The 12,699-nt window shown below is 64.9% G+C and carries 6 protein-coding genes; 5 read left to right on the forward strand and 1 reads right to left on the reverse strand.

Features of this window, described 5'->3' with window-relative positions:
• The first annotated feature begins 435 nt into the window (after positions 1-435).
• The 5 genes from EPB08_RS11500 (at position 436) to EPB08_RS11520 (ending at position 11,087) form a co-directional block, all read left to right on the forward strand.
• Entirely contained in the window at positions 436-3,306 is a 2,871-nt protein-coding gene (locus EPB08_RS11500; RefSeq protein WP_165418489.1) for a TonB-dependent receptor, read from the forward strand.
• A gap of 176 nt (positions 3,307-3,482) precedes the next feature.
• Positions 3,483-5,054, forward strand: a complete 1,572-nt coding sequence (locus EPB08_RS11505; RefSeq protein ID WP_130619235.1) for an alpha-amylase family glycosyl hydrolase — start codon at positions 3,483-3,485, stop codon at positions 5,052-5,054.
• Positions 5,054-7,384 (forward strand): TIM-barrel domain-containing protein, encoded by a 2,331-nt coding sequence (locus EPB08_RS11510; protein WP_130619236.1) that lies wholly within the window; start codon positions 5,054-5,056, stop codon positions 7,382-7,384. Before EPB08_RS11505 ends, EPB08_RS11510 begins: the two co-directional genes overlap by 1 nt.
• A 20-nt stretch (positions 7,385-7,404) precedes the next feature.
• On the forward strand, positions 7,405-9,603 hold the full coding sequence (locus EPB08_RS11515) for an alpha-L-rhamnosidase-related protein (RefSeq protein ID WP_425598252.1): 2,199 nt from the start codon (positions 7,405-7,407) through the stop codon (positions 9,601-9,603).
• On the forward strand, positions 9,600-11,087 hold the full coding sequence (locus tag EPB08_RS11520) for an MFS transporter (RefSeq protein WP_130619237.1): 1,488 nt from the start codon (positions 9,600-9,602) through the stop codon (positions 11,085-11,087). The genes EPB08_RS11515 and EPB08_RS11520 overlap by 4 nt, the downstream gene beginning before the upstream one ends.
• A 151-nt stretch (positions 11,088-11,238) precedes the next feature.
• Here the strand turns inward: EPB08_RS11520 and EPB08_RS11525 are convergent, their stop codons facing one another.
• A complete protein-coding gene (locus EPB08_RS11525) occupies positions 11,239-12,267 on the reverse strand; it encodes a LacI family DNA-binding transcriptional regulator (protein WP_130619331.1) in 1,029 nt (342 codons plus the stop codon).
• Positions 12,268-12,699 lie beyond the last annotated feature (432 nt).

The raw sequence follows: 12,699 nt of genomic DNA on the forward strand, positions 1-12,699 counted from the left end.
GCGCGGGGGGCAGCTTAAAGGCAGATTTGCGATGCAACGCTTTGACTGCATACGTATTCAGAAAAACGCGATATTGCGTTGCAGCAACGAGCGCGTGTCTCCGAAAAGCGCCCGCTTCCAGCCGTGGCGGGAAACCTGAGAAACCGCATAAGTCAAGGCGAAAACGGCGATTCGTGACGGGCACAAGGGCATTCCGGTCGCACCTGGTGCGCGACAGCGGGCCATTAGAATTTTGTCAAAGGTGCACAAAAAAACCGGCCTATGAATACGTATGCATAGGCCTGTTCCGCATTTTTTGCAGCCCTACCATGGCCGCCACGCGACGGGGCCCTCCGAGTATTCGGCATGCACTGGCGCGTAGCCCGCGGCGGTCTGTGGGGACTGCCGCGGCAACTACAAAACCAACGAAGTGCATACCCGTGGGAGGGGAAGACGGTGATTCTGAAACGTAACGTGCTGGCCTTGGCGCTGGCTTCCGGCCTCTGTTTCACTGCCGGCATTCATGCGGCACCGATCGATACGGACGCAAAGACCGATGGCACCGCCACCGGCAACGCCGCACCGGCTGACCAGTCGACGCAGGCTGCCACCGATCAGGCCGGCGACAAGACCAAGCAGGAAGAGCAGCTGGCCAAGAGCCTGTCGACCATCACCGTGACTGGCTACAACCAGGGCATGGAGAAGGCGATCGACTACCAGCGCTACTCCGACACCATCACCAACGTGATCACCGCGGCCGACATCGGTGGTCTTCCCGACCAGTCGATCGCCGACGCGCTGACCCGCCTGCCGGGCGTGTCCGCCGAGCGCATCGCCGGCCAGGCATCGCAGATCAACATCCGCGGCCTCTCGGGCAACTTCATCCAGACCACGCTCAATGGTCGCGAGCAGCCGTCCACCAGCGGCAGCAACTACATCCAGTTCGACCAGTACCCGTCCGAGCTGATCAACATGGCGACGGTGTACAAGTCCTCGCAGTCGTCGCTGGTCACCGGCGGCGTCGGCGGCACCATCGCGATGGAGACGGCCAATCCGCTCAACGCGCCGAAGGAACAGAACCTCAACATCGACGCGCGTGGCAGCTACAACAGCCAGGCGAACGACGTGGCGGGCGCCAACTCCACCGGCTATCGCCTGAGCGCCGCGTGGCAGGGCAAGTTCCTCAACGACACCCTGGGCGTGGGCCTGGGCGTGGCACAGATGTACCAGCCGCACGTGGCCGAGCAGTTCGTGGGCGAAGCCTCCGACGGCAACCTCGTGACGCTGAACGACGGCCGCCAAGCTTACCTGACCCAGGGCCTGCAGGTGCAGCAGAACGGCGGCAACGAGCGCCGCACCGGCGAGATGGCCACCGTGGTGTGGAAGGCCACCGACGAACTGCAGTTCGGCGCCGACGCGTTCTACTCGAAGTTCAAGGACACCTCGTTCGGCTACGGCTTCCGCACGCAGAACATCTACGGCAACCAGGGTCTGGTCTCCAACGCCGTGCTCGGCCCGTACGGCACCATGACGGGCGGTACGGTCACCAGCCCAGGCGCCAACAACTTCTCCAACGAGACCACCGCCGACAACTACACCACGAACACCAGCGTGTTCTCCGGCGGCCTCAACATGAAGTGGAACCACGGCCCCTGGCACGTGAATTCCGACCTGTCGCTGTCGCGTGCCACCAGCGACGAGATCAACGTGGACACCACGGCTGATCCGTACAACAACCTGGGCAGCGCCAATGCGACGCTGATGGCGCAGTCGACCACCTATCAGCTGGCCGGCCGCCAGGTGGGCTCGGTGTCGTTCGCCAATCCGGGCATCTACACCAACCTCAACGACATGGGCCTGTCGCGTTACGGCGTGTACCCCTACATCTATCACGACAAGATGAAGGCGTTCCGCACCGACGTGAAGTACGACCTGCCGAACAACTCGTGGTTCTCGGCGGTGGAAGGCGGCGTGTACCTGAACAACCACACGTACAACGCCGATCGCGAGGTGTTTGTGTACGGCAACGAGTGGCAGGGTCCGGCGCTGACCATTCCGAGCAGCGCGGCCACCGTGCGTTGCTGGAAGGGCAAGTTCTCGGGCATGCCGTGCTTCCTGCAGCTGGATGGCCCGGCCATCCTCGCCGCGCACGGCATCGTCGCGAACCCGGTGAAGGACATCCACAACAACAGCTGGTCGATGATCCAGAGCGGCTCGGTGGATGAGCAGACCCGCGACCTGTACTTCCAGGGCGACATCGACGCGCAGGACGTGTTCGGTCACGAACTGACCGGCAACGTCGGCATCCGCTACTCGCATCAGAAGCAGTACAGCGACGGCCTGCAGCAGGTCGGCAACGGTGCCGGCGTGCCGATCACCGACGGCAACGGCTATACCAGTTACGACTACGCGCCCCTCAACGTTGGCAAGACCTATGGTGACTGGCTGCCGTCGCTGAACCTGGTCTACCACCTCACCGACGACGACCAGATGCGCTTCTCGGCCGCCAAGGTGCTGTCGCGTCCGCCGATCAACAAGATGCTGGCGGGCTCGGGTTCGTGGGTATCCGGAACCGGGACGATCGCTCAGTACAACGTGTGGGGCGGTACCAGCCCGCTGCTCGATCCGCTGCGCGCGTTCCAGTGGGATCTGGGCTATGAGCACTACTTCGACGATTCGTCGGGCGTGGTCAGCGGCGGTGTGTTCTACAAGCACATCGACTCGTTCGTGCAGGACGTCACCTACAACAACTTCGACTTCGCCGCGGCAGGCATTCCGGTGCCGACCAATCCGGACACCGGCCAGCCCTACCTCAACGGCCAGTACCAGACTTCGTACAACGCTACCGGCGGCAGCGTGAAGGGCCTGGAGCTGTCGCTCTCCAAGAACCACATCTTCCCGGGCATCTGGGCAGGCCTGGGCGTGCAGGCGAACTTCGCCCTGACCACCAGCAACGTGCGCGACCCGAACAACCTGGGCGGCGCGGAAGCAAACCTCAGCCTGCCGGGCCTGTCCAAGCGCGTCGCCAGCGCCGCGGTGTTCTACGACTATGGTCCGTTCTCGGCTCGTGTGTCCGGCAACTACCGCTCGAAGTTTGCTTCGGATACGCAGATGTCGGTGAACAACCAGATGGTCACCTTCGCTGCGGAAACGGTGTACGACTTCCAGGCGTCGTATGACATCTCCAAGCAGTGGCGTGCGGTGATGCAGGTGCTGAACGTCACCAACCAGCCGACCCGTACCTACTTCGGCTCCGACCCGTCGCAGACCGGTACGATCCAGTACTTCGGACGCACCACCTACCTCGGCGTCGAGTTCAAGCTGTAAGTCACGATCGCGCCGGCCTCCGCAAGGGGCCGGCGCGATGCTTTCCGGGGTCATGCGGTCCGCATGGCTCCCATCTACCGCGAGGCCCGGCGTAGCGGTCACCGGTCCGAAGCGAAGTCTGCGTTCCGGTGTACTGTTCCCCGTCGAAGGCCAGCGGCCTTTGCATGGAGATCGGCATGTCGCGGAATCGCTTCCTGAAGCCCCTGGCTTTGTTCACTGCTCTCGCGCTCGGCGCGGGCTCCCTTTCCGGGGCACGCGCGGCTGACGCTTCGCCGCCTGCTTCCGATACGCCGTCATCGGGCGTCTACTACGAAATCTTCGTGCGCGCCTGGTACGACACCAACGGCGACGGCATCGGCGATCTCAAGGGCGTCACCGCCAAGCTCGATTACCTCAAGTCGCTGGGCATCAGCGGCATCTGGCTGATGCCGATCAACAACTCGCCGAGCTACCACGGCTACGACATCACCGATTACTACGGCATCAATCCGCAGTACGGCACGGTGGCCGATCTCCAGCATCTCACCGACGAAGCGCACAAGCGCGGCATCGCGGTGACCATGGACATGGTGATCAACCACAGCAGCAACGAGCATCCATGGTTCGTCGCCGCGCAGAAGGCCAACGACCCGCATCGCAACTGGTACACCTGGGCCACCCAGCGCCCGGACCTCAACGCGATGAGCGCGACCGACACCCCGATCTGGCACGCCGGCGACGACGGCTGGTACATCGGCGTGTTCGGCGGCCACATGCCCGACCTCAACTACGACAACCCGGCCGTGCGCGCCGAGATGATCAAGGTCGGCCAGTTCTGGCTGGGCAAGGGGGTGGATGGCTTCCGCCTCGACGCCGCCAAGCACATCTACGTCGACTTCAAGTCGGACGAGCACAGCCTGGAGGCCGTGCAGAAGAACGTCCAGTGGTGGACCGAGTACCGCGACGCACTCGCCAAGGTGAACCCGAAGGTGACTCTGGTGGGCGAGGTGAGCGCGAAGTCGCCCAAAGAACTGGCGCCGTACCTCAAGCCGCTGGGCTCGATCTTCGACTTCCCGCTGGCCGAGCAGCTGATCGTCAGTGCCAAGACCGAGAACGCCGCCAAGCTCGAGACGTTGCTCAAGGCCACCTACGACGCCTACAAGCTCGCGGGTGACGCGCCGTTCGTCGATTCCACGTTCCTCTCCAACCACGACCAGGAACGCGTGATGAGCCGCCTCGCCGGCAACGCGGAGCACATGCGCATGGCCGCGGCGATGCTGCTGACGCTGCCGGGCCGTCCGTACATCTACTACGGCGAAGAGCTGGGCATGGAGGGCAAGAAGCCCGACCCGAACCTGCGCGAGCCGATGCGCTGGACGCGCGAGGCAGGCCCGGGCGAGTCGCGCTGGAAGCCGTCCAGCGTGAACCAGGGTCAGGTGGTGTCCGTGCAGGCGGAAGAGGACGATCCCAACTCGCTGCTGCACACCTATCGCACGCTGATCGGCTGGCGCTCGCAGAACAGCGCGTTGCGCGACGGCAAGCTGGAGGCCGTGACCACCGGCAATCCGCACCTGTTCGCCTACTGGCGCAACGACGGCAAGCAGCGCCTGCTGGTGGTGCACAACCTTTCCGGCAAGAGCGCGATGTGGAAGCCTAAGGGCGATGTGCTGCCCAAGGAGGCTACCGTGCTGCTGACCACCCAGGCGCAAGCGACGCTCAAGGATGGACACCTGACCCTGCCGGCCTACAGCACCGTGGTGCTGCGCTGATGCGGGCGCGTCTGCTGGCACTGGCGCTGCTCTGCGCGACCAGTGCCGCCCCCGCGGCGATGGCCGCGCGTGTCGATGCCAGCGCCGATCGCATGGAGCTGGTGGTGCCGCAGGGCAAGCTCGAGCTTCGCCTGTTGGCACCGGGCATCGTGCAGCTGCGTGCGGACGGCACCCGCGAGCCGGCCACGCCGGTGATCGATCCGGAAGCCAGCTTCGATCCAGTCGACGTGAAGCGCGAGCAGCAAGGCGCCGAGCAGGTCATGCGCTCGGATCAGCTCACCCTGCGCTGGAATCCGCAGCGCACCGAGCTGCGGGTGGAATCGCCGGATGGCCATCTGTTGCTGACCGCCCATGTGGCGCACGCATTCGATGGCCGCTGGTCGATCCGCCACGCCAAGGGCGATCCGCAGTACGGCATCGGTGGCCTCAACGCGTTCGATCCGAAGGCGGGCGACCTGCTGCGCCAGGGCAAGCAGCTCGCCACTGCCGGCAGCCAGGGCCACACCGGTGCACCGTTTGTGTGGAGCACCGCCGGCTACGGCGTGCTGGCCGATGCCGAGCCCGCCCAGTTCGACCTCACGGCGACCGATATCGCGGTGCATGCCAAGACGCCGGTGCGCACGATCTATCTGTTCGCTGGCCAGCCGGCAGCGCTGTTCGCGCAGTTGCGCCTGATCAGCGGCGCGGCGCCGATGTTCCCGAAGTGGGCCATGGGTTTCACCAACAGCCAGTGGGGCATCGACCAGAAGGAAGCGCAGACGCTGGTGGAGACCTACCGCGACAAGCACATCCCGATCGACAACTTCACCTTCGACTTCGACTGGAAGGCGTGGGGCGAGGACATGGGCGAATTCCGCTGGAACACCGACAAGTTCCCGGACGGCCCCGACGGCAAGCTCAAGCAGTGGATGGATGCGCACGGCATGCGCATGACCGGCATCATGAAGCCGCGCGTTCATGTGGATACGGTCGAGGGCCGCGAGGCCAGCGAGCGCGGTTACTGGCTGGCGCAGTCCAAGGTGGCGCCCGATTATTTCTCGCATAAACCCGTGCGGGACGTGGACTTCGACAAGCCCGAAGCGCGCGCGTGGTTCTTCAACGATGCGCTGAAGCACTCCTTCGACACCGGCATCGTGGGCTGGTGGAACGACGAGGCGGACGACAGCGGCGTCGATACGCAATTCCTCAACATGCAGCGCGCGATGTACGACGGTCAGCGGGCGCACAGCGACCACCGCGTGTGGTCGATCAACCGCAACTTCTACCTGGGTGCGCAGCGCTACGCCTACGGCGTGTGGTCGGGCGATATCCAGAGCGGTTTCGCCAGCATGGCTAACCAGCGCCAGCGCATGCTCGCCGCGTTCGACGTGGGTGCGATGCACTGGGGCATGGACGGTGGCGGCTTCAAGGCGCCGCGCCCCAGCGACGAAAACTATGCGCGCTGGATCGAGTTCGGCGCGTTCACGCCGGTGTTCCGCGTGCATGCCGACTTCGGTCAGAAGCGCCAGCCGTGGGTCTACGGCCCCATCGCGGAGAAGGCGGCCACGGATGCGATCCGCCTGCGCTATTCGCTGATTCCCTACATCTACGGCTACGAGTACCAGAACCACCTGACCGGTGTGGGACTGGTGCGGCCGCTGCAGTTCGCCTACCCCGACGATCCGGCGCAGCGCGATCGTATCGATGCGTGGATGTTCGGTGAGTACCTGCTGGTATCGCCGGTGGTGGAACAGGGCCAGACGTCCAAAAGGCTGCAGCTGCCGAAGGGCCGCTGGATTGGCTGGTTCGATGGCAAGACCTACGAGGGCGGCCGCGAAGTCACGCTGGCCACCGACGCCAAGGGCTGGGGAGACATCCCGCTGTTCATCCGCGAAGGCGCCATCATTCCGCAGCAGCCGGTGATGGACTACGTGGGGCAGCATCCGGTGACGGCGCTGGATGTACAGGTATTTCCCGCGGACAGCGAGACCCGCTTCGACGTCTACGACGACGATGGCGAAACCTATGCCTACGAAAAGGGCGCGTACTTCGTGCAGCCGCTTGCGGTGAGTCGCAAAAACGGCCGCGTGGACTTGCATCTCGATGCGCCCAAGGGCAGCTTCAAGCCGGTGCTGCGTGAGTACGTGCTCGCCGTGCACGGGCCCGTGGCACACTCCGTGCGCAGTGGCGACCAGTCGTTGCCGGTGTTCGATACGCTGGATGCGTTGCACAACGCCACGACGGAGGGCTGGGCGCGCGGCAAGGATCGGTTTGGCGAGGTGACCTACGTGAAGCTTGAGGCGGGAAAGGCGCGCGATATCCAGCTCGATGCCATGGCGGTGCATCCGTGAGGTTGCCTGCGGGTCGTCGCATGCTGCCGTTGGCCCTGGCCTGCTCGGCGATGTTCTCTGTCGGCACCGCGCGCGCGGATGCGATCGGCGCCGATCAGCTGAGCTGGCAGGGCAAGACCGCCAGCATGAACGCCCATGGCGACGGCAGCTTCGTGCTGCATGCGCCAGCGGGCGAGCGGCGCATTGCGGCGCAACGGTTTGCAACGCATACGGCGAGCCCGCTGTTCGACGGCCTGTTCGCGATGGCGCAGGACGATCTGCACCACGATTCGGTGAGCGCGATCCAGGATCCGGCGTTCGACCACGGCAAGCCGATTCCCTGCGAGTGCTTCAAGACCGGCGACCGCTGGCCCTACGTGTGGACCCGCGACCTGTCGTATTCGGTCGACCTGGCGCTGTGGCGTTTCGATCCGGCGCGCGCGCGCCAGTCGCTGCGCTTCAAGCTGTCCGAGGTGCGCGAGCCCTCGGCGCCGCAAGGCCTGTACGTGATGCAGGATACCGGCTCGGGCGGCAGCTGGCCGATCAGCACCGATCGCATCGTGTGGTTCCTCGGCGCGCGCCACCTGCTGGACGACAAGGCCTTTGCCGACGATGTGTTCCGCGCGCTGAAGGACACGCTGGCCCAGGATCGCCTGTACGTGTTCGATGGCGGGCTTGGGCTCTATCGCGGCGAGACCTCGTTCCTCGACTGGCGCGAACAGACCTATCCGGACTGGACGGCGAAGGACGTGCGCTACATCGGCGAGTCGTTCGCACTGTCCACCAATGTGCTGCACTACCAGGCGTTGCAACTGGCCGCATCGATGGCAGAGCAACGCCATGAAGCCTCCGCCGCCGACTTCCGCACGCAGGCCGACGCGCTCAAGCGCGCGATCAACGCGCACTTCTGGCGCGATGATCGTGGCATGTACATGAGCTACATCGGCCCCGGTGCGATGCCGGTGGACACCTATGATCTGCTAGGCATCACACTCGCGGTGACCAGTGGCGTGGCCGACGAGGCACGCGCGAAGCAGACGCTGGCTAACTACCCGGCATGGCCGGCCGGCAGCCCGGTGATCTGGCCGGAGCGCAGGAACCAGCCGATCTACCACAATCGCGCGATCTGGCCGTTTGTCAGCGCGTATTCGCTACGTGCCGCACGTGAAGTGAACGATGCATCGCGCATCGCGCACGAGCTCGATTCGATGCTGCGCGGCGCCGCGCTGTCGGCATCGAACATGGAGAACTTCGAGCTGGCCTCGCAGTCCGTGCATGTCGACGAAGGTCCCCTGAGCGGTCCCGTGGTGGATTCGCCGGCGCAGCTATGGTCGGTGGGTGGTTACCTCGACATGGTGATTGGTGGCGTCTTTGGTCTCGATGACGACGGCCGCGTCGAGCCCAAGTTGCCGGTGTCTTGGGCGAAAACGCTGTTTGGCGACCAGCCCCGCATCACGCTGGACATGGGCGGCCAGCGCATCACCCTCGTGCGTCCGGCGAAACTGGACGGAGATCTGCTGGTCGCTGCGAAGCAGCAGCGCCAGGGCAACGAGACCGTCGTCGAGCTCAAGGCGATCCAGTCGGGCGCAAAGCCTGTGCGCACGGATGCAACGCTTTATGCGCCGGCGATCCCGGACGCCCCCTTGGTGAAGGACAGCGCCAAGGGCTGGCAAGTGAGCTTTGCGGGCAAGGGCGTGCTGTACGTGGACGGTCGCCGCGCGGGCCATATCGATGGCAGCCTCACCGTACCCAAGATCGATGCACGCCAGTGCTTCCAGCTCACGCAGCTGGGCGAGGGCGGATCGGAGTCTCTGCCCAGCGCGGCGACCTGTGAGGGCGAAGAAACGAAGCTCTCCGGCAAGGGCCCGTGGGAATGGCGTGCGCCACGCGACGGTCGCTTCGGCGTCACGCTCGCTTATGCCAATGACCATGGTCCGATCAACACGGGCATTACCGCGGCGGTGAAGTTCCTCGACGTGCAATGCGACGGCATGGCAGCGCAGCGCCAGCCGATCGTGATGCCGCACAGCGCAGGCACGCAGCGCGCCACGTCGGTCGCCTTCGAAGCACGTGCGGGCAGCACGTGCCAACTCAGCCTCGAACAGGGCTTCAACATGAGCTACCTGCGCCACAACGCGCATTACACCGGCGGCCAGGGCGGTGCCAGTGGTCCATTGAACGAGGCGAACGTGGAAGCCTTGCTGGTCGCTCCGCTGGCCGACGGGAAGCCCGCACCATGAGTCGCAAACCCGAACTGTCGTTCTGGCAGATCTGGAACATGTGCTTCGGATTCCTCGGAATCCAGTTCGGCTTTGCGTTGCAGAACGCCAACGTCAGCCGCATCTTCCAGACCCTGGGCGCGGACGTGGGCGACATCCCGATCCTGTGGGTGGCTGCGCCGTTCTCCGGACTGATCGTGCAGCCGATCATCGGCTATCTGTCCGATCGCACCTGGACGCGGCTGGGGCGTCGTCGTCCGTACTTCCTGATCGGTGCCGTGCTGTCCACGCTCGCGCTGCTGTCGATGCCCAACTCGCCGACGCTGTGGATCGCCGCCGGCCTGCTGTGGGTGATGGATGCCTCCATCAACATCTCGATGGAGCCGTTCCGCGCCTTCGTGGGCGACCAGCTGCCGCCGCGCCAGCGTGCGAACGGCTACGCCATGCAGAGCTTCTTCATCGGCGTGGGCTCGGTGGTGGCGTCGCTGCTGCCATGGCTGTTGGCCAAGTTGGGAGTAGGCAACGTGGCCGCTGACGGCGGCATTCCCGACACGGTGAAATACGCGTTTTACCTCGGCGGTGCGGTATTGCTGTGTTCGGTGCTGTGGACGGTGCTGAACACGCGCGAATATCCGCCCGAGGAGCTGAACGCCTTCGCCGACAGTCCCACTGACACGCACGCAAGCGATGTGTCGCGTAGCTGGCGGGTGGGCGTGGTGCTGGGCGTGATGGGTGCCTTGCTGCTGGCGGTGATCCGCTACTACACGCTGGAAAAGGAGCTGTACCTGCTCGCCGGCGGATTGATCCTGTTCGGCGGTCTGTTTGCGTGGCTGTCGGTCACGCGCAGCAGCGGCATGTTGCGCCAGGTGATGGGTGATCTCCACGGCATGCCCGCCTCGATGCGCCAGCTTGCCTGGGTGCAGCTGTTCTCGTGGTTCGCGCTGTTCTCGCTGTGGATCTACACCACGGCGGCGGTCACGGCCGTGCACTACGGCACCAGCGACACGCACTCGGCCCTCTACAACGAAGGCGCCAACTGGGTGGGCGTGCTGTTCGCCGCCTACAACGGCTTCGCCGCCGTGGCGGCCGTGGCGATTCCGTGGATGGTGCGCAAGATGGGCCTGCGCATGAGCCACCTGGTCAATCTATGGCTGGGCGGTGCGGGCCTGCTCTCGTTCCTGCTGATCCGCGATCCACACTGGCTGCTGCTGTCGATGGTAGGCGTGGGCTTCGCGTGGGCATCGATCCTCTCGCTGCCCTATGCGCTGCTGTCGGACAACCTGCCGGCGGCGAAGATGGGCGTGTACATGGGCATCTTCAATTTCTTCATCGTGATCCCGCAACTGCTGGCCGCGAGCGTGCTGGGATTGCTGCTGCGCATGTTCTTCCACGGACAGGCGATCTGGGCGCTGGCCATGGGCGGCGCGAGCCTGATCATCGCGGGACTGTGCACGCTGCGCGTGGCGGAGCCGGAGACGCAGCTGTCTCCGGCATCGGCGGGCTGAGGTCGCCGCGGCCTTCTTCCCTTTTGTGGGAGCGCACCCTGTGCGCGACGAGCGACGTAGCGCTGAAGCGGTAGCGTCTCTTCAGGCGACTGGGTACATCGACGGGCTGCAGTCGCGCACACGGTGCGCTCCCACAGTGGATCAATGAGGCTCAGCGTCCTCGCAGGCTCGACTTCCGCACCACCAGCTTCGCCGGCATCATCGCGCTCTCCGCGGGTTCGCCGCGGATCAGGCGCAGCAGGTTGTCGACGAGGATCTCGCCGGCCTGCTTGGTGTCCTGCAGCACCGTGGTCAGCGGTGGATTGACGAAGCTGGCCATGGGGATGTCGTCGAAACCCGCCAATGCCACGTCATCCGGCACCTTCAAGCCGTGGTCGGCCAGGGCGCGCATGGCGCCAATGGCGATCAGGTCACTGGCGGCGAACACCGCATCGAAGGCCACGCCGCGCGAGAGCAGCGTTTCCAGCGCGTCGTAGCCGGAGCGCTCCGTGCTTTCGGCGTCCACCTGCAAGACGGGCTCCACCTGCAGGCCCGCGTCTTCCAGCGCCTGCGTGTAGCCGTGATAACGGTCGAAGAACTCGGGGTAGTGGCTGGAGGCATCGCCGAGGAAGGCGATGCGCCGGCAACCCTGCTCGATCAGGTGCGCTGTGACGGCGCTGCCGCCGCTGATGTTGTCGCAACCGACCGAGATATCCGGCTGGTCCGGCAACACCGCGCCCCATCGCACGCAGTGCGTGCCCTGGTCGACCAGCTTCTTGAGCTTGTCGCGGATGGCAAGGTAGTCGCCATAGCCGAGCAGGATGATGCCGTCCGCCTTCTTGCTGTCCGCGTAATCCGCGTGCCAGTCGTGCGAGAACTGCTGGAACGAGATCAGCAGGTCGTGTCCGCGCTGCGCGCTGGCGCGCGTGATCGAGCCCAGCATGGAAAGGAAGAAGGGGTTGATGTGCGACTCGTCCGCCGTCGGGTCTTCGAACAGCAGCAGGGCCAGGGTGCCGGTGTGGCGGGCACGCAGGCTGGAGGCGTTCTTGTCGACCTTGTAGTTGAGCTCGTCTACCGCCGCCTGGATGCGCCGGCGTGTCTCCTCGTTCACCAGCGGGCTGCCGCGCAGGGCGCGTGAGACCGTGGACTGGGAGACGCCGGCCAGGTGGGCGATATCGAATGAGGTGACTTTACCCTTGATCTGCACGCGGCCATGACCCCTGGAGGCAATACCGGCCGAGTTTCCTGTGGCCAGACGATTGGATGGCGCAAATCCTAGCGGCTTGCGCGCTCGCTGTCCTTTCCGTGGGTCAGGCGGGCTCCGGGCAAAAAAATGCCCCGAGGATTAGGGGGGAATCCTCGGGGCCGGGTGGAAGCGAAACCCAGGGGAGAGGTTCGCTTACCGGGGTGGCTCATCCAGGGAGGTGGTGAGCCGGTTGGACGCCGTTGCGTGCATCCGAGGATTAAGAACGCGCAATCAGGGAAAAGTTGCACACGGGAGGGCAATTTTATTTGGGTGGGATTCATTTGACGAAATTCAAACGAATGGGTGTGGCGTAGTCGGTGGCGAACTTCTTCCCCTTCACTGTAGGAGCGCACCCAGTGCGCGATCGCCTTTCGCCTCAGTTCTCCC

Source organism: Dyella amyloliquefaciens (assembly GCF_004296575.1).
Classification (GTDB): Bacteria; Pseudomonadota; Gammaproteobacteria; order Xanthomonadales; family Rhodanobacteraceae; genus Dyella; species Dyella amyloliquefaciens.

Excerpts from the sequence above, each read along its gene's own strand:
- EPB08_RS11505 (WP_130619235.1), top strand. The coding sequence starts at position 3,483 with ATGTCGCGGAATCGCTTCCTGAAGCCCCTGGCTTTGTTCACTGCTCTC.
- EPB08_RS11510 (WP_130619236.1), top strand. The coding sequence starts at position 5,054 with ATGCGGGCGCGTCTGCTGGCACTGGCGCTGCTCTGCGCGACCAGTGCC.
- EPB08_RS11515 (WP_425598252.1), top strand. The coding sequence starts at position 7,405 with ATGCTGCCGTTGGCCCTGGCCTGCTCGGCGATGTTCTCTGTCGGCACC.
- EPB08_RS11520 (WP_130619237.1), top strand. The coding sequence starts at position 9,600 with ATGAGTCGCAAACCCGAACTGTCGTTCTGGCAGATCTGGAACATGTGC.